This is a genomic window from Pseudobdellovibrionaceae bacterium, from assembly GCA_020635075.1.
GTDB lineage: Bacteria > Bdellovibrionota > Bdellovibrionia > Bdellovibrionales > UBA1609 > JADZEO01.
Map to the genome: position 1 here is coordinate 74,017 of JACKAM010000002.1, position 24,571 is coordinate 98,587.

Below are 24,571 nucleotides of genomic sequence, written 5' to 3' on the forward strand. Positions count from 1 at the left end.
GGACCCCGGTATTGGGCCCCTATATGTCTGCCTATCAAGCGCCTAAAATTACTCAACTACTTCCGTTACAACGCCCGCACCAACAGTACGACCACCTTCACGGATCGCAAAACGCAGCTCCTTTTCCATCGCAATCGGAGCAATCAACTCAACTTCCATTTCCACACGGTCACCAGGCATAACCATTTCAGTTCCAGCCTTCAATGTTGTCACGCCGGTTACGTCAGTTGTTCTGAAGTAAAACTGGGGACGATATCCATTGAAGAAAGGAGTGTGACGTCCGCCCTCTTCCTTAGTCAGGATGTAGGCTTCACACTTAAATTTCTTATGAGGAGTGATTGAACCAGGGATGGCCAATACTTGTCCGCGCTCAACTTCTTCTTTCTTGGTACCACGAAGCAAGCAACCAGCGTTGTCACCAGCGCGACCTTCATCAAGAAGTTTACGGAACATTTCAATTCCAGTCACAGTCGTCTTTGTGGTGGGACGCAAACCGATGATTTCGATTTCATCACCAACTTTGACGATACCGCGCTCAATCCGGCCTGTTACAACAGTACCACGACCAGAAATTGAGAACACGTCCTCGATTGGCATCAGGAAGGGCTTGTCAGTCAGACGCTCCGGTTCTGGAACATACTTATCAACTTCTTCCATCAACTTAACAACTGAAGGAGCTCCAATATCAGAAGAGTCGCCCTCAAGAGCTTTCAAAGCAGAACCCTTTACGATCGGAATGTCGTCGCCAGGGAATTCATACTTGGAGAGGAGCTCACGAATTTCAAGCTCAACCAGCTCAAGAAGTTCAGCATCGTCAACCATGTCAACTTTGTTCATGAAAACAACAATCGCAGGAACACCTACCTGACGAGCAAGCAGGATGTGCTCACGAGTCTGAGGCATGGGGCCGTCAGCAGCAGAAACAACCAGGATGGCACCGTCCATTTGAGCCGCACCAGTGATCATGTTCTTCACATAGTCAGCGTGACCAGGACAGTCTACGTGTGCGTAGTGGCGGTTAGATGTTTCGTACTCAACGTGTGCAGTTGAGATCGTAATACCGCGCTCACGCTCTTCCGGAGCTTTATCGATTTGATCGAAAGCAACCGCAGCTCCGCCACCGTATGTTTCGTTCATTACTTTGGTGATAGCAGCTGTCAGAGTCGTTTTCCCGTGGTCAACGTGTCCAATAGTACCGATGTTGACGTGCGGTTTGGATCGGTCAAATTTCTCTTTTGACATTGTAGGCTTTCCTCCTGGTTCCTGAATTTTTCCCTGAAAAATTCTGGTTTAAATCCAATTTTTAAAAAATCCTTAAGTTTATCTTTCTACTTCACTTTCCAACTTCACTTCGTTCACACTCTTCAAAAGAGAGTGGAGCCCATGGTGAGACTCGAACTCACGACCTCACCCTTACCAAGGGTGTGCTCTACCCCTGAGCCACATGGGCGGAGAAATTTGGAGCGGGAGACGGGTCTCGAACCCGCAACCCTCAGCTTGGAAGGCTGATACTCTAGCCAATTGAGCTACTCCCGCTCTCCAATTGAGTTCCGCAACCACGGCTCTCAATAACACTGGTGGAGAGGGTAGGATTCGAACCTACGTAGACATAAGCCAACGGATTTACAGTCCGTCCCCTTTAGCCACTCGGGCACCTCTCCGCCAAAATCCTTCGTTCAATGCAAGACTGAGAATTAGTCTTTTGCGTTCAACGAAGCACTTTAGCTTGGCTAAACTAGTTTTTGGAGCTGGGTAAGGGACTCGAACCCGCAACCTGCTGATTACAAATCAGCTGCTCTACCAATTGAGCTAACCCAGCTTGATCGCGGCACAAATATCCATTTAGCATTGATATTGCAAGGCCTAGGTTTTTTATGACACGTAACCGCCATTTTTACTTGATGGGTCGGACCCCAGTCAAAGGATATTTCTTGATAATTCAAGGGGTTTTGTGCTGTCGAAAGAACTCTCCCAGAGCCAGGGATGCGGCGACGCTGGCGTTGTAACTCGCCCCCTTTTGCCTCTGGAAAATGCTCACAAATTGGTCACATTGACCTCTCACCGAGGTGCGGATACCTCGCCCCTCGGAGCCCACGACAAGAGCCACTTTGTCGGCAAAACTCACTTCCCATAGATCCTTTGAACCCTTCTCTTCGAGTCCATAAATCCAAAAACCCTTTTCTTTTAAAAGAGTTAGGGCTCTCGGCAGATTGGCGTGGGTATCGACCGGAATATGCTCAGCACCCCCAGAGGCGATCTTGCCAACGGTGGGCGTAAGTTCGGCGGAGCGGACCTGGGGGGTCAAGATACCATCGGCCCCCATAAGCCAGGCGGTCCTCATCACCGCACCAAGATTATGGGGATCTTCGATTTCATCGAGGACGATTAATATAGATATCTCTTTTTCATCGAGCAGGTCCCAATCCAGCTCTGGAGTCTCCAGAACCCGGCAGGCAACGCCCTGATGTCCACTACCTAAGTAGTCAAAATGGCTGCCTTTCATCTTTTCCACGGGAATTCGGTAGGTTTCCGCCTGAGATTCAATATTAGAGTAGGCCTGATCGACGGGGCCTTCGCTACGCAGACAGATTTGACCAATTTTTCCCGGCCGCACTCGCAGCGCCTCGTGGACGGAGTGCCAGCCGATCACCCAGCGCCCCGGTGGACTGGAAGTGAAAGGGTTTCGAGATTGCTGTGGCGAGACCGGCCTCCGCCCAGACCTATGTGGTCCACCGCGGGGTTTCTCACTTTTCCGGCCAGCACTGACCTTCTTCTTACCTCGTCCCATTCAGCCATTACCCCATCTAGATTTGAGCTTCAGAGAAGAACCTTTCAGCAGCTACCGCTGGGTTCTCCGCATCAACAATCGGTCGACCCACGACCAAGGCGGTTGCCCCGGACTGCATGGCTTCGCGAGGACCCATGATCCGTTTTTGATCCCCCTGATCCCCTTCACGGAGACGAATCCCCGGTGTGACTACAAAGGCTCCAGGGTGATGATTCTTCACCCTTTGGACCTCGTGAGGGGAACAGACCAATCCCGAAAGTCCCGAATCCATCGCCAATTGAGCCAACAAATCCACCTGCTCGGGAATCTCAATGGCATTAGAGGTTGGAGGAAGTCCCTTCTGGTCAAAGCTGGTCAAAATCGTCACAACCAGGATGCGAAAGGGGCGCTCCCGGTTGAGTTCACGCTCCACTTGAGCCAAACGCTTGAGGGCCTCGGTCCCTGATTGAGCATGGACTGTGGCAAATGTGGCTCCGGCCCGAAAAGTTGCCCGGATGGCGTGCTCCATCGTATTGGGAATGTCGAAGTATTTATTGTCCACAAAGACATGACCTAGCTCGGACAGCTCCTTAACCAGATCACCGCCATACTTCATGCATAATCGAGGTCCCACCTTGAAGCCGCCAACATAGGGCTCAACCTGTTTGGCGACTTCCAGCGCCTTAGATTTTTCGTCCACATCGAGAGCCACAAAGATGGGCGACTTAATTCCGCGAAACATTAGGACCACCCATTTTCCTTAAGCCAGGTCACCACATGTTCCACAATGTCCGCTGGGGGAACTTTGGCCATATCCTTGGTTCTGCGATTGACGACTTCAATGCCGCCGTCCTTAAGGCCTCGGGCTCCAATCGTCAGACGCAAGGGCATGCCCAGCAGATCCGCATCTTTGAACTTCACGCCGGGCCGCTCTTTTCGGTCGTCGAGCAGCACATCCACACCCTTGGCGGCGAGTTCCTTGTAGATCTTCTCCGCCAGTGCGTTTACTTCCTGATCCTCAGGGTCTAAGTGGCAAATGTGAACATGAAAGGGAGCAATAGACACAGGCCAGACAATTCCGTCTTTGTCGTTATTCTGTTCAATGACGGCCTGGACCGTCCGGGATATACCAATGCCGTAGCAACCCATCTCAATCAGCTCAAGCTTGCCATCGGTATTCAAATAGCTGGCATTCATGGCCTTTGAGTACTTGGTGCCCAGGTAAAAAATGTGGCCCACTTCAATCCCGCGATAGGCCTTGAGAGTGCCTTTGCCATCGGGAGACTTGTCTCCTTCGCGAGCCATGCGCAAATCTCCGACCTTGGTGACCTGATAGTCCCGCCCGTGGTTCACGTGGCGCAGGTGTTCGTCATCCTTGTTGGCGCCAACCATGTAGTTGCGCATGTTTTCCACAGCCTTATCCATATAAATGGGAATTTTAAGACCCACAGGACCGCAAGACCCCGGCCAAGCTCCGGTGATTCCTTGAACCTCTTTGTCGGTCAGGAGTTCGGGCGGATTGGCCAAGCCGAGGAGGTTCTTCACCTTGATGGGGTTCACCTCATCGCTCCCACGCAACAGGACAGCAACTGGCTTGAGATCATCCGTGGCCCCATCTGCGGCTGAAAAGAACATGGTTTTGACCAATCCCTTGTCTGGCACACCTGTGGCCTTGGACAAATCGACAATTGTTTTGAGTCCTGGAGTCGGAAAGCTTTCCAATGTCCTTAGGTCTTCGCCAGATGGCATTTCTGGGTTGGCATCCTCCGCGGGGCAAATTTCAATGTTGGCCGCAAAATCTCCGTCGCTGGAAACCAGGAGCTGATCTTCGCCACTTTCAGCAAGGATTTGAAACTCATGGGACAAACTTCCACCAATATTTCCACTGTCAGCCTGAACAACCCGGAACTCCACACCCAAGCGGCGAAAAATGGCGGAGTAGCAGTCATACATGACGTCGTAACTCTTACGGGCCTCTTCCGGGGTCAAATCAAAGCTATAGGCGTCCTTCATAATGAATTCACGGCCACGCATGAGTCCAAAGCGAGGGCGAATTTCATCCCGGAACTTGGTTTGAACTTGATAGAGGGTGACTGGAAGGTCTCGATAACTCTTTACATCCCTGCGAACGTAGTCAGTGATCACTTCCTCGTGGGTGGCGCCAAGACAAAAACCATGGCCATTGCGGTTTTCGAATTTGAGGAGGCCGTCACCCATCTCAGACCAACGGTTGGTCTCCTCCCACAGTTCTTTCGGTTGCACCATCGGCATCAACAACTCCACCGCACCCCTACTGTCATGCTCCTCGCGCACGATCTTCTCGAACTTACGAATCGCCTTAAGTGCCAGGGGACCGTAGGTGAAAATTCCTGGGGCCAGCTTTTTGATATAGCCGCCCCGAACCATCAATTTGTGACTGGGAATCTCCGCATCTGCAGGACTCTCCTTGAGAGTGTAAATAAATGCCTTAGACCATTTCATTCTGCCGCCTCACCAGATTTCGGAGATTTATACATGAAGCATTATATAACTCATCCCAATGAGCCTGAAAAGGATTATCAATTCTGGATTTGGCTGCTAGCCTGTTTAGCAATGGATCAACTACTTTCAAACACCCCACTACCTCCTACGTTTTGTCTCTACCCATGGACGCAATTGGCCACATCTGCCACTGGGCGGATTCGACTTTGTTGCCACACTCCCACCTTACGAGATTCCAGCGGATCAGAAGTCACCCTGTGCAATAAAGGCGAGATTGAAGCTACCTGGAACGGGGAAGCCATGAGGGCTGTGCGGAGGAGCATCCTGAATGGTCAATTGCCCGATCTTTGCCGTCGCTGCAAACTCCAGGAGAAGCAAGGTCTTGAGAGTCGAAGATTGAAAACTCTCCGCACCCGCCCCCCCTGGACCAGCGATGTTGAAGCCCGGGTTCAATCCACTCACAAGACAGGGTATCTACCTTTCCCACCGGCCAGCTATGATTTGCGCTTGGGTAACGTTTGTAATCTTAAGTGCGTTATGTGCAGACCTCAGCTTTCCACCCATTGGATCCCAGACGCCAAAGCAATGGTAGAGATGGACCGTTTGCCCAAGTCCGCCAAGGAACACCTCCAGTATTCCAAACAAGTCAACCAGACTGACTACAGATGGTACGAGAGTTCTGACCTGGTTAACTACCTTCACAAGAATGTTCAATCCATCCGCCAGCTCTACTTTGCAGGGGGAGAACCCCTGCTGGCCCGGCAGCATTGGTTGATTCTCGAGTCCTGCGTTGCCCATGGGGTGGCCAAGAGTGTGGATCTCACCTACGACACCAATGGCACCATGATCAACCAAGAATGCCTACAGCTGTGGGAGCAGTTTAACAGTCTGGATTTGAGAATTTCCCTCGATGATCTGGGAGAAAAGCTTGAGTACATTCGCGACGGGATTTCTTTTACAAAATTCCTTGATCTCATGAGTCTGCTGGAAAACTGGGATTATCCGCGCGTTGAAATTCGATTGCTGGTGACAATCCAGATACTGAATGCCCTGGATTTAGTCGAAATTTGTGATTGGTTTTGGAATCAGAAATGGGTTCAATCCCGAGGGGACCAGGTATCGATCGTCTGGAGTTTTTTGGAGTGGCCAAAGAGCTTGTCGGTTGGTCTGCTTCCAGAAAAGACAAAAATCCACATCATTGACAAGGTGGATAAGGCCATGAAAACAGCAAAGGCTGATCACTACGACACCCCCTATTATCGTTCCCTTTGTCGACTTAATTCCATACTCCCTTATGCATTTAGCCTGTGGGCAGATGAGGATTCTTCAATGGGCGAATTTTTTGATTTCGTGAGTTGCCTTGATCAAACCAGAGGTCACAGCTGGAAACACATCTTTCCTGAGCTGGAGGAGCTGATCGAGTGAGTAGTAAACTGCCAGAGATCTTCTGCTATATGCCCTGGACCTCCTTGGCACTCCTGCCTGATGGGCGGATCTCCGCCTGCTGTGTCTCATCGAGTAAAGGTTTGGAGCTCGGTGACTCCAAGGTGGGGGACACCCTTTTGGACGTGTGGAAGGGAGAAAAACTCAAAGTCATCAGACGGCAGTTTCTTGCCGGTGAGTGGCCAGCGTCCTGCGTTGCATGCAAAGTCCGGCACGAAGAAGGCTATATCTCTCATAAGGACTATTTTTTCGCGACCTTAAAGCGTTACGACTTGGTGGAATCGGTAGATTTGGTTGGCGATGATCCACCTCTCTTGAATCTCGATCTGTCCTTTTCAAACCTTTGCAACCTCGCCTGCCGTATGTGCAGCTCACAGTACAGCACTAAATGGATATCCATTGATCAACACTTGGCACAAGAGGGACATGAGTACCGATCAACCGTGGACCAGGAACTCAATGGACGTGAATCTGATCTGGAAACTGTAAAAAGTATTGAGCAATCATTTGGCAGCCTGCGCTTTATCACTGTGAAAGGTGGGGAGCCACTTCTGGCCAAGAACTTTATTCCGTTTCTCCAGAGCCTTGATAAAAGAGGCCACTCCTCGAACATTGATTTAACGATTGTCACCAATGGCACCGTAGCTCCGAATGAGGAACTCCTTTCTCTACTAGCAAAGTTCAAAAAAGTTGTCCTTTCCATTAGTGTTGATGGCGTTGGGCGCTTGTTTAACTATATTCGCGGGGGGCGAGGCCATGACCTGACTCTGGTTGAAAATTCGATCCAGAAGTACCAAACCCTGAACAACGCCTATCTGGACATCTACCCAGTTGTTCAGGCATATAATGTTTTTGATATCGAGAACATTTTTGATTGGAGCCGCCGGGTTAAATGCCATGCGAGCTTCAGAGCACTCATCAAATTTCCCCATTGTCTGCAGGTAGGTGTCCTGCCAAAGCCACTTAGGCAATTAGCTCAAGAGAAACTCCGCTCATTTCTGAAAAAAATAGAAAACGAGGAACAAAACTTCAACGAGATCGAGCATCTTATAAGAGTATTGGACGTGAGTATAGAGCCCAAATACTTCGACCAGTTCCTTCGCTACACTCGAGAGCTGGATAAATACCACCAAATCCATCTAGAAGACATCGTCCCCGAATTCAAAGGCATACTAACCAGTAACCTAACTTGATAAAAGGACTTGCTACCACGTTGACGGTTAAGCCCTTTTCAGTATCTGACTAGATTTCGATGCCGTATGATTTGATTTTGCGGTGGAGATAGCTGCGTTCAAGACCAATGGCCTCAGCCGTTTTGCTGATATTACCATTGTTTTCGCCAATCTTCTTAAGCAAGAAGTCTCTCTCAAACTGGGCACGCGCCTCGCGAAAGGTTGGCAACAAATCGCCGGTGGCTGGATCAGTGCTTTCAGTAAGGCCCGCAAAGCGAAGGTCATGATCCTCAATAAAATCACCCGGTGTGAGAATGTACAGCCTTTCTACAAAGTTTCTCAATTCGCGCACGTTCCCCGGCCACGAATAAGACTTCAAGCCTTCCATCGCCGCTTCTGAGAGAATTTTGCGCCGGTATCCACCCTGGCTGGCAATCTGATCACCAAAATGAACAACCAAACCTGGAATATCTTCGATACGTTCACGAAGGGCGGGTACATAAAAGGGAATCACGTTGAGCCGATAATAGAGGTCCTCGCGAAACCGGCCCTCTTTGATTTCCTCTTCGAGATTCTTGTTGGTCGCAGCTACTACCCGCACATCCACTTCAATCGTTTCGTTGCCACCGACCCTTTGAAACTTTCGCTCCTGAAGGATTCGCAAGATTTTAGCTTGAGCATCTAAGCTCATGTCGGCAATCTCATCGAGAAAGAGAGTGCCGCCATTGGCCATATCAAACTTACCTTTCTTACCCTTTTCCGCTCCAGTAAAGGCGCCCTTTTCATAGCCAAACAGCTCGGACTCAATGAGGTCCTTTGGGATGGCCGCGCAATTGACCTCTATCAAGGGTCTTCCCGCTCGAGGACTCAAGTAGTGGATATTCTGAGCCACTAACTCTTTACCCGTACCGTTTTCACCAGTAATCAGGACCCACGAGTCCGTGGGTGCCACCCGAGAAATCATCTGCTTCAGAACCACCATACTCTTTGACTCGCCAATAATGGCGATGTTCTTCCGCAAACGATTGAGAAGAGCGTTCTTTTCGCCCCTCTCGTTTTCAAAGGAAAGAATATTCTTGATGAGAATTAAAATCTTATCCATGGAGAGGGGCTTTTCAACAAAGTCCCAAGCGCCAAGCTTAGTGGCCTTAACCGCCGTCTCAATTGTTCCATGACCTGACATGATGATGTACTGGGTGCCAGGAAAGCGGGATTTGGCTCGCTTCAAGACTTCCAATCCATCCATTTCACCCGGCATCCAAATATCTAGTAGGACAATGGCTGGTCTAAACTGCTCAATCGCCTGAAGGCCCCTCAGGCCATCTTTGGCCGTCTGGACCTGGTAGCCCTCATCCCGCAACGAAGCAGACAGCACCTGGCAGATTGCAGTTTCATCATCGACCACCAAAATACGAGGTGAATTTTTAATCATATTCCCTGTTCCTCTCGCCGGACCAAGGTCCTAACCATAGACTGTTCGTGATCCACTTCAATCACCGGCAATTCAATCACCATCTTTGTACCACGGGGCTGGTTTGGCAAGGCCCGGATAAAGCCATTGTGGTCTTCTATTGTTCTTTTTACAATGGCCAGACCTAAGCCCGTGCCCTGTTCTTTAGTCGTGACATAGGGCTCAAAAATCCTCGACCTCATCTGTCGATTAATGCCCTCGCCATTGTCGGCAACTGTTAGACGTACAATCTTAAGCAATGGGTCAAATTCAGTTTGCACATCGACCCTCGGGTGACTCAAGCGCTGAGTCGCACCCAAGGCATTATCAATGAGGTTCGTCACGGCCCTCTTCAATTGATCATGATCAAAGCGAAAGCGCGGAAGCTCTTCATCCGGCTGGAAGGTCAGACGTTGACCTCGCTCGCCGGTCTTAAACAAAACCATGGCTTCCTGAATGACTTTATTAAGGTCCCCAACCTGAGGGTTGGACTTGGGCATACGAGCGAAACTACTAAACTCATTAACCAGGGTCTTCATGTCATCGACCTGTTCGATAATCATGTGAATGGACTCCTTAAAAGCCGAATCCTCAATCTGGGTGCCAAACTTCTTCTCTAATCTCTGCGCCGCTAACTTAATTGGCGTCAGAGGATTCTTGATTTCATGGGCGATCCGCCTTGCCACCTCTGTCCAGGCCGCCGCCCGCTGGGCACTCAATATCGGCGTAAGATCATCAAAAACCAAGACCTTGCCCAACTCCCTCTTATTGTCATCGTAGAGCACGCTCAAGGTCATTCTCAAAGGAACGGTCCGTCCATTCACATTAATATGGACTTCTTTTTCAATACTGACCGCATTGTGCTGCTTCATTGATCTGAGCAAGTCGTCGAAAATTCCATAATACTCGGGACTAAGAACGTCCTTGGCCTTTTTGCCAACCAATGTGGAGGGTTCGATTTCCAAAAGCTCCGCTGCATGGTGGTTGACCATGGTGATAATGCCCCTTTCATCGACAGACACCACTCCTGTGCTTGCATTTGAGAGCACAACCTCAATGTATTTGGAGTGCTCATCGAGGCGTTCGAGCGTCTCCTGAAGGGTGCGGTTGGCAGCCAACACCTCCCGCTCGGAGGTTTCCAGCTGTCTGGTCATTGAGTTAAAACTCTCGATGAGATGCCCCATCTCCGCAGAACCGGCCGTTGCCTCGACCAACTGGTAGTCTCCCTTGGCCAATCTCTTGGTTGCCTCTCCCAGTCTCTCAAGAGGGACCGATAACTGCCGGGCAAGATAAAAGCCAAACCAGGTTGCAGCCAGCAGAATAACCAGGGTCATAAGGATCAGAATAATCAAATAGATGGACTTAAGCGGATATTCGATTGGGTTGAGATCGCGAAAGTCCTCATAGGCACCCATGATGGCGTCCATCTTGGCCAGAAGGGACATGGGGATGTAGCTGGATACAACAACAGCACCTTTATTGGCCACAGGTACGATCACTCGCACCAGGTTGCCCTCAGCAAAATGGTGGAGAGTGCTACCTTCATGCCCCTGCTCAATCCCCTTTTGCAGAAACTCCATCGAGGCCCGAGGAACCTCAGGAATGGCATCCGCCCGAGACACCTCAATGAGACGCTCACCAAATAAAGACGGATAAAACTCCACCGCATCCAAGCGGTACTTCTCACGCAACTCGCTCAGTTGAAGCCGAATTGTATCGCTGCCCTCCTGACGCTTCAGCTCAGTCGCAATCTGGTTGGCAAAGTGATAGTTCTTCTTTTTGGCCGACAATACATAGGCATTGGTAACCTCCAGAGCGCTCTTTAGAACTCCGGAGATCTTCTCGTTGAACCATTTGTCAAAACTGGAGTTAATGTAAAAGACCGAAATCAAAAACATCAATATGGTAGGGATGGTACTGAAGGCCACAAATGCGGCAATGAGCTTACCTTTAAGGGTGCTCCCCATGACTCCGCCCTGCTTCTCCGCAAAGACCTTTACAATGTTGCGAAAAATCAGAAACAGCAGGAGCAGGAGAATAACAATGTTGAAATTGACGAGACCAAAGAAAAATACAGAGTGAACAAAGGGCAGGGACTGACTGTAGCCAAAGAGCTGAAACTCGATCCAGGTCAGAACAAGGAATAACAGGCCAAGCGGAATGAGAGCTAGGATCTCTCTCTTCCGCTTTTGCTTTTCTTGAATGTCGCCTGTTCGAGGCCCATGTTCATCTCGGGTCATTCACACCTGTAAGGGTTACTGAAAACGCGTATACATGTCCTTGCCCACTTGAAAGGCAGGACCACCCTTTTTTATCAGCTCAAGGCAAATCGCCTTAGCATCATCTACATTCAACTGCTCTTCGTGGCTGCTGCCAAGACCAGATTGCAGCACAGCTCGCTGAATCAACAATCTTGCGTTATATGCACTTACGCGATCCGCCAGTTGATTATAAAAATCGTTGATTGTTACGCCAGAAAGATTTTCGCTGGACATCTCTTCTTCTCCTTTTAGCCTAGGTGTTTTTGTTCTCTTTTAACTTTTTCATCAAATCGATTAACTCAATCACCACGTCGACGGCCTCAGCGCCTTTGTCGCATTTGTCGCCGCCACTTCTTGCCAACGCCTGCTCTTCATTCTCTGTGGTCAGAACTCCGAAGGCCACAGGCTTCTTGTATTTGATCTGCAGATGGGAGCATCCCCGCTCGGCCCCGGCACACACATAATCATAATGGCTGGTCTCACCACGAATAACCGCTCCAAGAGCCACCACACCATCACAGCCGTGCCTCAATAAGGCCTGGACAGCAAAGGGGATCTCTAGGGCACCCGGGACCCGAGTGACCACCAACTGACTCTCTTTAAAACCAAGGTCTGCCAAGCGTTTGAGAGCACAGGTTTCCAATCTCTCAGTGATTTCCTGATTGAACCGAGAGGTGACCAGACCAATCTTTAGATCTTCGCGATAGTTCAATTCACCCTGGATGAGATTCATTGAATACCTCCCCTAGAAACTGATTAATTGCATTTCCTAATGTTGGGGACGTCCGACGATCAATTGGCAGTTCAACTGTGTCCACAATCTCTAGGCCGTATCCCGGTAAGCCAACCCGCTTGGACGGATTGTTTGTCATCAAACGGATTTTTTTCAAACCCAAAGCCCGGAGGATTTGCGCTCCGACTCCATAGTCCTTGTAGTCCGCGCGAAATTGTTTGGGCTGAATATCCAGGCCCTTTTCCTCGTCAGCCATTTTGGCGTATTCCTTCACTCGATGAAGAAGTCGGCCTTCCATGTCCTCCATACGCAAATAGACCAATGCACCCAAACCTTCCCGATTGATCAAATCCATGGCGGATCGCAAATACTCACCACTTTGGGACCTCATACTGCCAAACACGTCGCCAAGAAGGTTGGAGGTATGTACACGCACCAAGGCTGGTGTCTGAGGGTTCAAATCTCCCTTTACCAGAGCAAGATGCTCACGACCGTCCAGCTCATTGCGATAAACCCGAACCTCAAATCCTTCACCCAATGAGGATGGAAGAGGTGAGCGGGCGATCTCTTCAACAAACATTTCGTTCTGGATGCGGTATTCAATAAGACTTTCAATGGTGCCTATTTTGATATCGTTGGCCTGAGCAAACTTCTTTAAATCAGGAAGGCGGGCCATCGTTCCATCCTCATTCATGATCTCGCAAATGACAGCAGATGAATTGAGACCGGCCAAGCGGGCGAGGTCTACACTGGCTTCGGTGTGTCCGGCCCTACGGAGAACTCCACCTTCTTGAGCACGAATGGGGAAAATGTGTCCTGGAGTCACCACATCATTGGCCTGAGCCTGAGGGCTGGCTGCCACTCGAATGGTATGGGCTCTGTCAGCTGCCGAGATACCAGTGGTCACTCCTTCGGCCGCCTCAATTGAAACGGTGAAGGCCGTCTTGTTGGCCGAGGCATTGCGCTCGTCCTTGACCATCAAAGGCAGGGACAGACGTTGAATTTGACCGGTCGTCAGCGAAAGGCAAATCAGGCCTCGGGCATGAGTGGCCATGAAGTTGATTTTTTCCGGTGTGACGTGATCAGCCGCAAGAATGAGATCACCTTCATTCTCTCTGTCCTCATCGTCGATGAGGATCACCATTTTGCCATTACGAATATCCTCGAGCAGTTCAACAACAGTGTTCATCAATTCTGCTCCTGTTGATGCTGCTCAAAAAAGAAACGCGAGGTCTCTACTACACCTCGCGCGAAAGGATCGACTTCCAAATTAACGGTCCCTTGAGAAGAAAGACCTCCGAGGTTAGTCCGTTTCAAGGTCTCCGGGATCAAACAGACTTCGAGGCTGTTTCCCTCTACCCGGTTAATCGTAAGGCTTACTCCGTTTATTGCCACACTTCCCTTTCGCCAGAAGTAAGGAGCCAATTGTTCTGGAAAACCAATCTTCAGGAAGGCAATCTCACCATCCTGGGAAAATCTCATTACCCTTCCCAGGCCTTCCACGTGGCCAGTCACCAAGTGCCCGTGAACGCGGGCGCCAAATGCCAGGCTCCTCTCTAAGTTCACGGTTTTGCTTGGCAATTCCGCCAGGCTCCAACCTGTAACTTGCAAAGTCTCTGCCGCCAGGGCGAAGACCATCTTTTCTTGGTCAAAGCTCTCAATGGTCAGACAGACGCCATCGACACAAATACTCTCACCAATGGACAAATCATTGAAATCACTTGGTCTCTTAATGTGGATTTCGACCACCCCAGGCCTGGGACGAGCACTCAATATGGGAGACTGGGTTTCAACAATACCCGAAAACATTGGCCCCATTTCCAGCTGGGCCGCCAACTTTGTCACCCAACTGACAAATAACGAAAGAATTACATGGTCGGAAAGAGGCCAGATCTCCCAATTGCGAGAAGTCCGTTTCCCAGAGGATAAACTGTGCCTCGGATGAGCGCGAAAGTACTCTTGTATAAGGATTTCGTCAAGAAATCAGCCAGTGCAAATTGGCCCTGGCCCCCTTATTTGGAGCTGAGTCCTAGAGACTGAATTCGAGTCCCAGGTCATTTGCTCCAATCGTCAATTTATCCTCGGCCTTCACCGTACCGCCGATAAGTTTTTTGGCCAGCACATTCAGTACCTCAGCCTGAATCACCCGGCGGAGGGGGCGGGCCCCGTAGAGAGGATCAAATCCCTTCTTGGCCAAATAGGCGACCGCTTTCTGATCAAAGACGAGGTCGATCTTCTTTTCTGCCAATCGTTTGCGAACCTCATCCAATTGAATCTCCACGATCCCATTGAGCTGATCTTCGCCGAGGCTGTTAAAAATGACGACTTCATCAATGCGATTTAAAAACTCGGGGCGAAAGCTTTGCCTGAGGGCTTCGCGGGCAGCCAGTTCTTTCTCCTCTTGCGACAACTTGTCATCGACAAGGGCGTGGGAACCGACGTTCGACGTCATGATCAATACCGTGTTGCGAAAATCAACTGTCCTTCCCTGGCCATCAGTCAGGCGGCCATCGTCCATCACCTGGAGAAGCACATTGAAAACCTCCGGGTGAGCTTTTTCCATCTCGTCAAGCAGGATGACACTATATGGCCGACGCCTCACTCTTTCGGTCAACTGACCTCCCTCTTCATAGCCCACGTAACCCGGAGGAGCTCCGATCAGACGGGAGACGGAATGCTTTTCCATGTACTCGGACATGTCGATGCGAACCATAGCCTCTTGTGTATCAAACATGAACTCTGCCAAGGCCTTGGCGGTTTCAGTCTTTCCAACCCCTGTAGGCCCGAGAAAAAAGAAGGTGCCAATGGGCTGATTGGGATCAGAGATTTCAGCGCGAGCGCGGCGAATGGCATCCGCCACGACAGTAAGAGCCTGATCCTGGCCCACCACCCGTTCACGGAGAATGTTCTCCATCTCCAACAGCTTTTGCATGTCGGACTGAAGCATCTTGCTAACTGGTACACCCGTCCATTTGGAAACCACTTCGGCAATTTCCTCGGGCCCTACCTCTTCTTTCAACATTCGTGACTCATTGGGCTTTCTGTCGGCATCCTGTTCATAATCAGAAAGGCGCTTCTCCATCTCGGGGAGTTTTCCGTATTTGAGCTCCGCCGCTTTTTCCAGGTTGCCTTCACGCTCGGCCCTTTCGATATCGACCTTGATTCGTTCAATCTCTTCTTTGGTGGTTTTTAACCCACCGATCTCACCCTTTTCCGACTCCCACTGCTGGCGTAGGGTCTGCAGCTTGCCATTCAACTCCTTGATGTCGTTCTCAACGGTGGACAAACGATCTTTGGCGCCCTTATCCTTCTCCTTCTTCAAAGCTTCACGCTCAATTTGCAGCTGCATGATCTTGCGTTCGATCTCATCAATGGCGGAGGGAACACTGTTAATCTCAATACTCAAACGGCTCGCAGCCTCATCCATCAAATCAATCGCCTTGTCCGGCAAAAAGCGGCTGGTGATATAGCGGTGGGAGAGCTTCACCGCCGACACAATTGCCGAATCTGTGATTCTCACTCCATGGTGAACTTCGTATTTTTCCTTTAACCCGCGCAGGATAGTAATCGCATCCTGAACACTGGGTTCTTCGACAAAAACCGTCTGAAAGCGTCTCTCCAGAGCTTTATCCTTTTCAATGTATTGGCGGTACTCATCTAATGTGGTGGCACCAATACAGCGCAGCTCCCCGCGCGCGAGCGCCGGCTTCAAAATCTGACCAGCATCCATGGCACCATCGGTTTTTCCCGCCCCGACCAGAGTGTGCATCTCGTCAATAAACATGACGACCTGTCCATCGCTGGAGGCGACCTCCTTGATGACGGCCTTGAGGCGATCCTCAAACTCTCCGCGATACTTGGCACCGGCAATGAGGGCTCCCATGTCGAGAGCCATTAATTTTTTACCCACCAGTACATCGGGTACATCTTGATTTATAATCCTCAGGGCAAGACCTTCGGCAATGGCTGTTTTTCCCACTCCGGGTTCGCCTATAAGAACCGGATTGTTCTTGGTCCGTCGGGATAGGACTTGAATGACTCGTCTGATTTCCTCGTCTCGGCCCACGACAGGATCCAATTTTCCCTCTTCGGCCAGGTGGGTGAGATCCCTGGCATACTTTTTTAGAGCATCGAATTTGGCTTCTGGATTGTCGTCTGTCACTCGTTGATTACCACGCATTGTACTCAGTGCCTCCACAAATTTTTGCTCTGTAACTCCAAACTTTTTCAAAGTTTCGGCGACCGCTGGAGCATTTCCCTTAAGGGCCGACAAAACAAAGTGCTCAGTGGACACATAATCATCATCCATTGAGCGGGCCTCTTTTTCCGCCCCCTGGAAAAGGCGAACCAGGTCAGGGCCGGCGTGAACTCGAATATTGTCACCCGTCACCTTTGGAAGGCGGTCCACCTGAGAATCCACGTCTTTTCTAAGGCCCCTCAAGTCAGCCTTGAGCCCCTGCTCCAAGACACGGGTAACGATCCCATCATCTTGATCCAATAATGCCAGCAACAGGTGCCAGGGCTCAACCGCCGGGTTTTGATTCCCTTCAGCCAATTGTGCGGCCGATTGCATGGCCAGTTGGCTCATTCGGGTCATTTTTTCTATGTCGTTCATAAGCCACCTTTTAGGTTGCAATCCCCTCGGGAGGGGCTAGACTTGCCGCCGATCGTTAACACTAATCTGAGGCCAAATGAGGATTTGTCAATGTCAGCAGGATACGTCGCCAGCCGACGCCTGAACCCAGGCAGAAAGAGTGTGATCCTAGACGGGATTCACCCCAAGGACTTCCGCACTCTCAAATTCACCTATTGCTGTGAGCAGTGTGTTCATTTTGACGGCGATAAAGTGGACTGCTCCATGGGATTTAGCCATGACCTCCATGGTCGTGATGCCCAATTGCGCACCTACAATTTAACGGGCAAAATGGCTATCTGCCGTTTTCTTGAGATCGACTAAAAACTGGTGCCGACCAAGGGATGGGAATGGATTCCGACCTCATAGAATTTTTCAGCCAGTATGGCTACTGGAGCCTGGCTCTTATCCTAGGGGTTCTGCTTGTTGCCCTGGGTCTCTGGGTTTGGCGGCGCCGCTTGCCCCCGGCGCGACCATGGTCCCCAGACGTTCAGTTTGCCAACATCGATGGCTTTAAAATCCGCTATATAATAGAGGGACGAGGCCCCAACCTCTTGCTGATTCATGGAATTGCCGCCCACATCTATGCTTGGCGAAAGCTCATTCCGCTGTTAGCCCCCCACTATCGTCTGATCGCCATTGATCTGCCTGGCTTTGGCTACAGCAGTAAAAACCCCAAGGCCGACTATGGACTGGATGCCCAATGTGAACGAATAGAGAAACTACTGGACGCACTCGGTATCGAACAAACCCGGATCCTCGGCAGCTCGATGGGTGGTTCATTAGCCCTTCATCTGGCGCGGCGAAATCCCAGGCGGTTTTGGGAAGTGGTCTGCATTTCCCCGGCGACCAGTCGCAAATTAATGCCGGTAAAGGCGCACCGACTGAGCTGGGCTTCCAGTGGCCTCCAGTATTTGGTGACTCCGACGTTTGTCAGCTCCATTTACAAGACTGTGGTTCATCGCCAGGATCAGATTGATCGCCAGGTAATCGATGAATACCATCGCCCTTATCACCGCAATCCTGACTCGATTAAGACCTTCCTCTCGGCCAGCCAGTTCCTTCTCGACTCACGTATTGAAGACAACCCAGGAAAGGTTGAAATTCCGGTGTTGTACCTATGGGGAAAATGGGATCGCATCGTTCCTCTCAAATATCTCAGGCGACTGGAACACAAGTTTGGCAGCAAGATTCGATCGGCCATACACCCAAATGCCGGCCATCATGTGATGGAAGATGATCCTGAATGGGTGTGCAAAATGTGTTTGGGGTTCTTTGGTCATCACGACTTTTGATGTGTCAGCAATGCCCGGAAATCCACGACCATAGCACATTCTAGACTCAGCTTAGGTGTTGATTTCAAACCCATAGTCTTAAGACCTCGATCAGCCCTTCGACTAATCTTCCTTCACTTGAGTCGGAATTAGCCTCACGTCCTGTCAAGAAACCGTCCCCGCTCCCGAATAAGTGCTTGTAGTCGGGGTGATACTATTTCAGTCGCCCTTATGTTTAAGGGGGTTAATGGATTAACCAGGGAGCAGTTGGTCGCGCTCTCTTGCTAAACGCGAAAGGAGGCATCAAGGAAGACAGTAGAGTACAAGGAAAACTTATAGCAGTAAGTTTATAAGTACATAACCCCAAGGCTTGGACGCCACCCCAGAATGGGGATTCTGACAAGGAGGTATTTAATGAATTTGAACGGAGGATAAGTAAAATGGGATTTCGTGTATCAACTAATATCGCTGCGATTAATGCGCAGAGAAATCTACTCAGCAGTCAAATGCAGATCAATGACAGCATGAGCAAGCTGGCATCTGGTAGTCGGATCAATAAGGCAGCTGATGATGCCGCTGGTCTGGCAATTTCTGAAAGTATCAAAGCTCAAGTCCGCTCAGCCCGCCAGGCGAACCGTAACGCCAATGACGGTATCTCCATGGTGCAAACCGCTGAGGGTGGCTTGAACGAAATCGGTAACATTATTGTTCGTCTTCGCGAACTGGGCATCCAGGCCGCTTCAGACACTGTGGGCGATACTGAGCGCTCCTTTATTGATAAGGAAGTTCAGCAGCTGAAGAACGAGGTTCAGCGTATTGCGTCGGTGACGACTTGGGGAACTACCAAGCTCTTAGACGGGTCTACCCCTGTCTTTGACTTCCAGGTTGGTCTCTTCAATGACGACTTTGAGGATCGAATTTCCTTCGACTCCGCAGAGAACGTGGCGACTCTTGATGCTTTGGCTTTGGAAGGTTTGGACTACGCCTCTAAGGAAGGTGCTCAAGAAGCCCTTGGTTTATTGGATGACGCCCAAACTAACGTCAACGGTATGCGAGCCAATCTTGGCGCCCTGCAGAACCGCCTGACGTCTACTGTCCAAAACCTCTTGGTTGCGGAAGAGAACCTGTCAGCCGCCAACAGCCGGATCCGGGACACAGATGTGGCAGAAGCCTCAGCTGAGATGACCCGCAACAACATCCTGCTTCAGGCAGCGACTTCGACTTTGGCTCAAGCCAATCAAGTCAACGCCACAGCCTTGAAGTTGATTGGTTAATAAAAAGTTTAGTTTTATCCGTCCAACGACCGTAGTGGCCCGGGCCTAGTGCCTGGGTCATTTTTTTTGCCCTCGACAGCGACAAAAAAGGGCTAGGCAAGCTTTGGAAATCCCAGTAGGATTCCGATATTGACGCATATGATGCTTCAGCCTATAGGGAAACGAAGCGACCGAGTTTAATGGGAACAATGGGGAGAGTATCCATGGCCAAAAAGAAGAAAAAAGCCGCAAAAAAGAAGACCACTAAGAAAAAAGCCACCAAGAAGAAAGCCAAAAAAGCGACTAGGAAAAAAGCCGCAAAAAAGAAAGCTAAAAAAGCGACTAAGAAAAAGGCTACTAAAAAGAAAGCTAAAAAAGCGACCAAGAAAAAGGCCGCAAAAAAGAAGGCTAAAAAAGCGACCAAGAAAAAGGCCGCAAAAAAGAAAGCCAAAAAAACAACTAAGAAAAAAGCGGCTAAAAAGACAACCAAAGCCAAGGCCAAGGCCAAACCAAAGGCCAAGGCGAGCAAACCCAAAGCGGTAAAGCCTGCTGCTCCAAAAGCGCCTAAAGCTGAAAAACCCCATGTCCCCAATCTTGAGGACATTGCCAAGGGCACTTCAGCAACAGCTCCGGTTGGTAATCCCTTCCGCGCTGAGGACGCTGGTGTAACTTCCAGTCCGGCAATGGAGGCTGATGCTGATTTTGAGTCTATGGAAGAGAGTTTTAGTCCCAGTGACGACTTTGCTGACGATGATTTGGATCAGTTCGATGATCTAGATGACAGCGACAACCTGGACTCTGATGACGAAGGCTACTTCTAAGCGTCCCCTACCCGGTCCTAGCCTCTAATTAGGCAAAAAAAAAGCGAGCCACTAGGCTCGCTTTTTTGTTTCCATTTCATAATACAAATTAGTTTGATCCGGACTTGGGCTTCGAGTGAACAGCGTAACGCTCGAATTCACCGTATTCATGAAGCTTGTTGTAAAGCGTCTTGATGGTGATTCCAAGAGCGTTGGCAGCCTGGGTCTTGTTACCATCAAAGTAGTTCAAGGCCTTCAGGATGTAGCGCTTTTCCAGCTCATGCAAAGTCATGGTCGGATCATAGTCATCAATCACAATCTTATGATCAGGATTGCGAATGTGTTCTGGCAAATCACCAGGCATAATGACATGACCTTCAGCCAAGATCTGCAGACGTTCACAGACGTTTTGCAGTTCACGAATGTTACCCGGCCAATCGTAGCGCATGAGGATCTTCACTGCCTCTTCACTCATCTGACGACCACGGTTCAGATAGCCATGGGGGCTACGAGCCAAAAAGTGGTCAACAAGTGAGTTGATGTCCTCTTTACGACGACGCAGAGGAGGAGAGTGCAACATGATCGTATTAATTCGATAGAAGAGGTCTTCACGGAAGTTTCCGCGCATGACTTCTTTGTCCAATTCCTTATTGGTCGCACTGATTAGGCGGATATCGACTTTGATTGGGTCTTTTCCACCCACTCGGTAGATTTCGCCTTCCTGAAGGAATCGCAACAACTTAGCCTGAATTCCTGGGCTGAGTTCACCGATTTCGTCCAAAAAGAGAGTTCCACCAGTCGCCACTTCAGCCAAACCGATCTTGCGAGTGTAAGCACCTGTAAAGGCGCCTTTTTCATGTCCAAACAACTCGCTTTCGAGAAGGGTTTCGCGAAGAGCACCACAGTTGATTGCGACAAAAGGCTTGTTCTTACGGTGACTCTTTTCATGGATGGCGTGAGCAATCAGCTCTTTGCCTGTTCCACTTTCACCAAGAATCAGCACGGTCGCATTTGACGGAGCCACGCGCTCCACCATGCGAATCAACTGGCGCATGACTTCTGATTTGTAGACAATTCTCTTGTCTTCTATGATCTTACTAGTGGGGTTCACACCAGGTAATACCTGGTTTTCGCTCGGAGGGAGGATCGAGGAGTTATCCATTCCTGACATACGTACAGCCCCTTGGTTAACTGATTTGAGTGAGCTCCCAACTCTACTGAGCTGGGGATACTTGTTGTCACGTAGCATTAAACACGGTGTTTCTAACAAATGCGTGTTTTTTGTGCAAGGTATTTTTGCAAAGCATCATGAACGTTTTATAACTACCTGAAAGGACTTGGTAATTGTCTGCTAACCGGAGACTAAATTTGCTGGCTCATGTGGTCAATTTTCTGAAAAACCTTCACTATGTGGAGGGAGCCTCACCCCTCACTCTTAAGGCCTATGCATTGGATTTATATCAAGCATTTCATGATCTTAGTCTTCCACGAGTCCATCTCTCCCAGGGCACAAACACATTTAATATTGATGCGGAGCATATCGAGTCGCCGGATTGGTCTGAGGAGTTGCTCATGGCTTCTGCCAAGAAGGCCCTCAATCGATGGAGCACCTTGAGCCCTGCCACCCGACAGAGAAAGTGCGCCACGCTCAAGAGTTTTTTCGGCTACTTGTTCCGCGAGGAAGTCACCGATAGAGATTTGGGTTCACAGATTGTTCTTCCCAAATCACAACAAAAGATTCCCCATTTTATTTCCGTTGATGAAATCATTTCTCTGGTTAGTTCAATCGACAATGACATTGAAAAAAATCATGGAGACAAAACTGCTGAGATTCTGAAGGCCCGGGCATTGATTCTTCTTCTTTATGGCGGGGGACTACGAGTCAGTGAGGCCTGCAATCTCAGGTGGGCGGAAATCAATCCATCACAGCGAACACTACTGATAAAGGGAAAGGGCGGAAAGGAACGACAGGTGGTCGTACCTGCCGTAACGATTCGCTCCCTCGACGAGCTTGACCGCGCCCAAGAATATATCTTTGGTGAAAAACCTCTTAATACGCGAACAGCCTACTCCTGGGTGCGTGAATGGGGAGCAAAAGCTGGCCTGATCAAACCGCTTCATCCCCATGCCCTTCGTCACAGTTTTGCCACCCATCTTCTCGCTGGAGGAACAGATTTGCGCATTCTTCAGGAAATGTTGGGACATGAGTCGCTGACTTCCACACAAAAATACACTCACCTCAACATGGCAAATTTGTCTCGCACCATTGAGAGCCATCACCCACTGGGTCATAAGGAAAGCCTGGCAAAGGCTGACAAACCCGGAAAGCCCTGATAGATTGAGTTCTTTATTGTAGGAGATTCTGGGTGAAGAAAAAGGCCGTCTTTTTTGATCGCGACGGAACGTTGATTGTCGATAAGCTTTATCTCAACGATCCCGATCAAATTGTTTATCTCCCCGATGCCTTCGAGTCCCTGCGTCGCCTGCGGGATGGCGGATACCATTTTGTGGTCGCCACCAATCAGTCTGGGGTGCCTCGCGGTTTGGTTGACGTGAGTAACCTCAAAAAAATCCACTCACTCATTCGTGCGGAGTTTTCGCGCCATGGAGTGGACTTCCTGTCTTTCCATGATGCTCCCTATATGACGGATACCGACCATTGGTATCGAAAACCCAATCCTGGAATGATTCTCGAAGGGGCCAAATTCTATGACATTGACCTCGCCGCCAGTTGGATGGTGGGCGATCGCATGACGGATGTGGAGGCGGGTCATCGGGCGGGCACCAAATCCATTCTTCTCGGCTCTCTCGAGTCTCCGGACGGGTCGGAGTTCGCCCCGCCAGAAGCCCATGTTCAAAGCCTGCTCGAAGTGGCCGATTTCATTTTGAGACATTCCTGAGTTTCAATGAGACAGTTTAAAATCTTCGTCATCTAGGGTTCATTGCCGGCCACCGCAGGCTTGTGAAATTCCCCTCATAGCCTGAACCATTTCAAGACTTTATCTTAAGTGGGCCAGGGCCAAAACCGATGAAAGTATGTGGCCAGAAGTAGACGTATGAGGGGGCCCTAATGGGTAAGATAGCCGGCCGGTTGGCCTTAGCAGTATTGTTCTTTTCCACCTGTCTTGTACTTTCCCTACCCGCCGTTGGCGCTCAGGTTCATGGAGTGCTGACTGTCGTCAAGGGTAAGGTGATGGTAAAATCAGGCAAGACCGGCAGTGACAAGCGTGCCAAAGCTGGAATGAAGGTTTACCCAAAAGATACAATCACCACGGCCGCAGATTCTCGGGCCAAGATCGTGATGATCGACAAAAACGAGATAAACGTTTCTCCTGAATCCCACGTTGTCATTGAAAATTACGAGTTTGACCCTGAGAAGGGCAAAAAGAACGTCCTCATCGATGTGCTTTATGGAAAAGTACGCTCCAAAGTCGAACAAAAGTACGATGGTGAAGGCAACAAGTTCCAGGTCAAAACCCCCTCGGCGGTGGCCGGAGTGCGCGGTACGGACTTTTTTACTTCGTTTAACAAGACCACCAAATCTTCTAAGGTCGTGACCTTTAGGGGTGAGGTTGCCTTCGGTCTTCCTGGTCCTAACGGAACGATTTTGAATCCCGTGTCTGTGCGCGTGGGACAATTTACTGTGAGCATGGGGAGTGCTCCACCTGCACAGCCCGCCCAACTCCCTCAGCATGAATTGGCCAACTTTGACCAGGAAACCAATGTGGTCGAACCACCTAAGAACGACCCTCGGGCTCCTGCAAATGATCCCGCTGGCCGAGGTGGAGACGACGGAGCTGGACCAGATCAACAAGGCGGTCCGGATCAAGGAAAACGGGATGAGCGAAAGGGACCCCGTGGAGAACCGGGCGAAAAAGGCCCTGATCACCAAGCGGGAACTGATCCCAATCCCGATAAAGGTCGGGATGGAGACCGTCGCGGTGGACCCGACGACAAAGGCCGCCGAGGCCCTGGCCCTGGCCCTGGCGATCAAGCATCGGGTGGCCCGGGAATGCCCGGTCCTGGTATGTCTGGCCCTGGGGGACCTGAGATGGGTCGCGACCCAGCCGGTATGCCGATGATGGGACCAGAAGGTGGTGGGATGTTCCTACCCGATGACTTTGCTAACTGCAATGACTGCTCTATCATTGCCGCCCCTCAATTGCCGAAATTTGAACCTCCGCCTCTTCCCCCTCCACTCCCTGGAACGGGGGACATTCGTTGTGAGTTCTGTAATGAGCACATTCAGGACGGGCAAACACGATTGATCATTCGTGTTCGCAATGGGACTCCATAGTCGTCCC

The 24,571-nt window shown here is 50.1% G+C and carries 21 protein-coding genes and 4 tRNA genes; 9 read left to right on the plus strand and 16 right to left on the minus strand.

The features are described 5' to 3' along the window. Positions 1-48 precede the first annotated feature (48 nt). From tuf to H6624_10110, 8 genes are all read right to left on the minus strand, one after another. Positions 49-1,242 carry an elongation factor Tu gene (gene tuf, locus H6624_10075; protein ID MCB9084684.1) on the minus strand — a complete coding sequence of 398 codons (1,194 nt, stop codon included), beginning with the start codon at positions 1,240-1,242 and terminating at the stop codon, positions 49-51. Positions 1,243-1,375: 133 nt separating this feature from the next. Continuing rightward, a tRNA-Thr gene (locus tag H6624_10080) sits at positions 1,376-1,450 on the minus strand. 9 nt (positions 1,451-1,459) lie between these two features. Further along, positions 1,460-1,536: transfer RNA gene (locus tag H6624_10085), tRNA-Gly, on the minus strand. A gap of 39 nt (positions 1,537-1,575) precedes the next feature. Then, positions 1,576-1,661, minus strand: a tRNA-Tyr gene (locus H6624_10090). A gap of 82 nt (positions 1,662-1,743) precedes the next feature. Next, positions 1,744-1,819, minus strand: a tRNA-Thr gene (locus H6624_10095). Between the two features lie 120 nt (positions 1,820-1,939). Continuing rightward, on the minus strand, positions 1,940-2,650 hold the full coding sequence (gene rlmB, locus H6624_10100; protein ID MCB9084685.1) for a 23S rRNA (guanosine(2251)-2'-O)-methyltransferase RlmB: 711 nt from the start codon (positions 2,648-2,650) through the stop codon (positions 1,940-1,942). A 154-nt stretch (positions 2,651-2,804) separates the two neighbouring features. Beyond that, positions 2,805-3,509 carry an orotidine-5'-phosphate decarboxylase gene (gene pyrF, locus H6624_10105; GenBank protein MCB9084686.1) on the minus strand — a complete coding sequence of 235 codons (705 nt, stop codon included), beginning with the start codon at positions 3,507-3,509 and terminating at the stop codon, positions 2,805-2,807. Continuing rightward, positions 3,509-5,248 (minus strand): proline--tRNA ligase, encoded by a 1,740-nt coding sequence (locus H6624_10110; GenBank protein ID MCB9084687.1) that lies wholly within the window; start codon positions 5,246-5,248, stop codon positions 3,509-3,511. The genes pyrF and H6624_10110 overlap by 1 nt, the downstream gene beginning before the upstream one ends. A gap of 33 nt (positions 5,249-5,281) precedes the next feature. Here H6624_10110 and H6624_10115 point away from each other — a divergent pair, with 33 nt between their 5' ends. Both H6624_10115 and H6624_10120 read left to right on the plus strand, forming a co-directional pair. After that, entirely contained in the window at positions 5,282-6,673 is a 1,392-nt protein-coding gene (locus H6624_10115; protein MCB9084688.1) for a twitch domain-containing radical SAM protein, read from the plus strand. Next, complete coding sequence (locus H6624_10120) at positions 6,670-7,884, plus strand: twitch domain-containing radical SAM protein (GenBank protein ID MCB9084689.1); 1,215 nt, start codon at positions 6,670-6,672, stop codon at positions 7,882-7,884. Before H6624_10115 ends, H6624_10120 begins: the two co-directional genes overlap by 4 nt. Positions 7,885-7,933: 49 nt before the next feature. Here the strand turns inward: H6624_10120 and H6624_10125 are convergent, their stop codons facing one another. The 7 genes from H6624_10125 to clpB form a co-directional block, all read right to left on the minus strand. Further along, positions 7,934-9,295, minus strand: coding sequence for a sigma-54-dependent Fis family transcriptional regulator (locus H6624_10125; protein ID MCB9084690.1), 1,362 nt, complete (start codon positions 9,293-9,295; stop codon positions 7,934-7,936). Further along, a complete protein-coding gene (locus H6624_10130; protein ID MCB9084691.1) occupies positions 9,292-11,553 on the minus strand; it encodes a PAS domain-containing protein in 2,262 nt (753 codons plus the stop codon). The genes H6624_10125 and H6624_10130 overlap by 4 nt, the downstream gene beginning before the upstream one ends. Positions 11,554-11,568: 15 nt before the next feature. Then, positions 11,569-11,808, minus strand: coding sequence for a hypothetical protein (locus tag H6624_10135; GenBank protein MCB9084692.1), 240 nt, complete (start codon positions 11,806-11,808; stop codon positions 11,569-11,571). A gap of 19 nt (positions 11,809-11,827) precedes the next feature. Further along, a complete protein-coding gene (locus tag H6624_10140) occupies positions 11,828-12,307 on the minus strand; it encodes a 6,7-dimethyl-8-ribityllumazine synthase (GenBank protein ID MCB9084693.1) in 480 nt (159 codons plus the stop codon). Beyond that, positions 12,288-13,496: a 3,4-dihydroxy-2-butanone-4-phosphate synthase gene (gene ribB / locus H6624_10145; GenBank protein ID MCB9084694.1), complete on the minus strand. Its 1,209-nt coding sequence runs from the start codon at positions 13,494-13,496 to the stop codon at positions 12,288-12,290. Before ribB ends, H6624_10140 begins: the two co-directional genes overlap by 20 nt. After that, a complete protein-coding gene (locus H6624_10150; protein MCB9084695.1) occupies positions 13,496-14,116 on the minus strand; it encodes a riboflavin synthase in 621 nt (206 codons plus the stop codon). Before H6624_10150 ends, ribB begins: the two co-directional genes overlap by 1 nt. Before the next feature lie 220 nt (positions 14,117-14,336). Beyond that, complete coding sequence (clpB, locus tag H6624_10155) at positions 14,337-16,904, minus strand: ATP-dependent chaperone ClpB (protein ID MCB9084696.1); 2,568 nt, start codon at positions 16,902-16,904, stop codon at positions 14,337-14,339. Between the two features lie 108 nt (positions 16,905-17,012). On the opposite strand from clpB, the gene H6624_10160 reads away from it, so the two are divergent. The 4 genes from H6624_10160 (at position 17,013) to H6624_10175 (ending at position 20,288) form a co-directional block, all read left to right on the plus strand. Beyond that, on the plus strand, positions 17,013-17,264 hold the full coding sequence (locus H6624_10160) for a hypothetical protein (GenBank protein MCB9084697.1): 252 nt from the start codon (positions 17,013-17,015) through the stop codon (positions 17,262-17,264). A gap of 26 nt (positions 17,265-17,290) precedes the next feature. Continuing rightward, entirely contained in the window at positions 17,291-18,235 is a 945-nt protein-coding gene (locus H6624_10165; protein ID MCB9084698.1) for an alpha/beta hydrolase, read from the plus strand. Between the two features lie 419 nt (positions 18,236-18,654). Continuing rightward, positions 18,655-19,488 carry a flagellin FliC gene (locus tag H6624_10170; GenBank protein MCB9084699.1) on the plus strand — a complete coding sequence of 278 codons (834 nt, stop codon included), beginning with the start codon at positions 18,655-18,657 and terminating at the stop codon, positions 19,486-19,488. 203 nt (positions 19,489-19,691) lie between these two features. Continuing rightward, positions 19,692-20,288, plus strand: a complete 597-nt coding sequence (locus H6624_10175) for a hypothetical protein (GenBank protein MCB9084700.1) — start codon at positions 19,692-19,694, stop codon at positions 20,286-20,288. Between the two features lie 88 nt (positions 20,289-20,376). Here H6624_10175 and H6624_10180 read toward each other — a convergent pair whose 3' ends face one another. Further along, a complete protein-coding gene (locus H6624_10180) occupies positions 20,377-21,438 on the minus strand; it encodes a sigma-54-dependent Fis family transcriptional regulator (GenBank protein MCB9084701.1) in 1,062 nt (353 codons plus the stop codon). Positions 21,439-21,635: 197 nt separating this feature from the next. Between H6624_10180 and H6624_10185 the strand changes: the two genes are divergently transcribed. The 3 genes from H6624_10185 to H6624_10195 all read left to right on the plus strand — a co-directional run bounded on the left by H6624_10185 (position 21,636) and on the right by H6624_10195 (position 24,564). Beyond that, positions 21,636-22,601 carry a tyrosine-type recombinase/integrase gene (locus H6624_10185; GenBank protein ID MCB9084702.1) on the plus strand — a complete coding sequence of 322 codons (966 nt, stop codon included), beginning with the start codon at positions 21,636-21,638 and terminating at the stop codon, positions 22,599-22,601. Positions 22,602-22,633: 32 nt separating this feature from the next. Further along, positions 22,634-23,167 carry an HAD family hydrolase gene (locus H6624_10190; protein MCB9084703.1) on the plus strand — a complete coding sequence of 178 codons (534 nt, stop codon included), beginning with the start codon at positions 22,634-22,636 and terminating at the stop codon, positions 23,165-23,167. Positions 23,168-23,337: 170 nt separating this feature from the next. Continuing rightward, the gene (locus tag H6624_10195) at positions 23,338-24,564 is read left to right on the plus strand and encodes a FecR domain-containing protein (GenBank protein ID MCB9084704.1); all 1,227 of its coding nucleotides are present in this window, start codon (positions 23,338-23,340) and stop codon (positions 24,562-24,564) included. Positions 24,565-24,571: the final 7 nt, after the last annotated feature.

What these genes read in the sequence shown, in the direction of transcription:
- tuf (MCB9084684.1), bottom strand. Translation starts at nt 1,242, where the DNA reads ATGTCAAAAGAGAAATTTGACCGATCCAAACCGCACGTCAACATCGGT.
- pyrF (MCB9084686.1), bottom strand. Translation starts at nt 3,509, where the DNA reads ATGTTTCGCGGAATTAAGTCGCCCATCTTTGTGGCTCTCGATGTGGAC.
- H6624_10110 (MCB9084687.1), bottom strand. Translation starts at nt 5,248, where the DNA reads ATGAAATGGTCTAAGGCATTTATTTACACTCTCAAGGAGAGTCCTGCA.
- H6624_10115 (MCB9084688.1), top strand. Translation starts at nt 5,282, where the DNA reads ATGAAGCATTATATAACTCATCCCAATGAGCCTGAAAAGGATTATCAA.
- H6624_10125 (MCB9084690.1), bottom strand. Translation starts at nt 9,295, where the DNA reads ATGATTAAAAATTCACCTCGTATTTTGGTGGTCGATGATGAAACTGCA.
- H6624_10130 (MCB9084691.1), bottom strand. Translation starts at nt 11,553, where the DNA reads ATGACCCGAGATGAACATGGGCCTCGAACAGGCGACATTCAAGAAAAG.
- H6624_10135 (MCB9084692.1), bottom strand. Translation starts at nt 11,808, where the DNA reads ATGTCCAGCGAAAATCTTTCTGGCGTAACAATCAACGATTTTTATAAT.
- H6624_10140 (MCB9084693.1), bottom strand. Translation starts at nt 12,307, where the DNA reads ATGAATCTCATCCAGGGTGAATTGAACTATCGCGAAGATCTAAAGATT.
- ribB (MCB9084694.1), bottom strand. Translation starts at nt 13,496, where the DNA reads ATGAACACTGTTGTTGAACTGCTCGAGGATATTCGTAATGGCAAAATG.
- H6624_10150 (MCB9084695.1), bottom strand. Translation starts at nt 14,116, where the DNA reads ATGTTTTCGGGTATTGTTGAAACCCAGTCTCCCATATTGAGTGCTCGT.
- clpB (MCB9084696.1), bottom strand. Translation starts at nt 16,904, where the DNA reads ATGACCCGAATGAGCCAACTGGCCATGCAATCGGCCGCACAATTGGCT.
- H6624_10160 (MCB9084697.1), top strand. Translation starts at nt 17,013, where the DNA reads ATGTCAGCAGGATACGTCGCCAGCCGACGCCTGAACCCAGGCAGAAAG.
- H6624_10165 (MCB9084698.1), top strand. Translation starts at nt 17,291, where the DNA reads ATGGATTCCGACCTCATAGAATTTTTCAGCCAGTATGGCTACTGGAGC.
- H6624_10170 (MCB9084699.1), top strand. Translation starts at nt 18,655, where the DNA reads ATGGGATTTCGTGTATCAACTAATATCGCTGCGATTAATGCGCAGAGA.
- H6624_10175 (MCB9084700.1), top strand. Translation starts at nt 19,692, where the DNA reads ATGGCCAAAAAGAAGAAAAAAGCCGCAAAAAAGAAGACCACTAAGAAA.
- H6624_10180 (MCB9084701.1), bottom strand. Translation starts at nt 21,438, where the DNA reads ATGTCAGGAATGGATAACTCCTCGATCCTCCCTCCGAGCGAAAACCAG.
- H6624_10195 (MCB9084704.1), top strand. Translation starts at nt 23,338, where the DNA reads ATGGGTAAGATAGCCGGCCGGTTGGCCTTAGCAGTATTGTTCTTTTCC.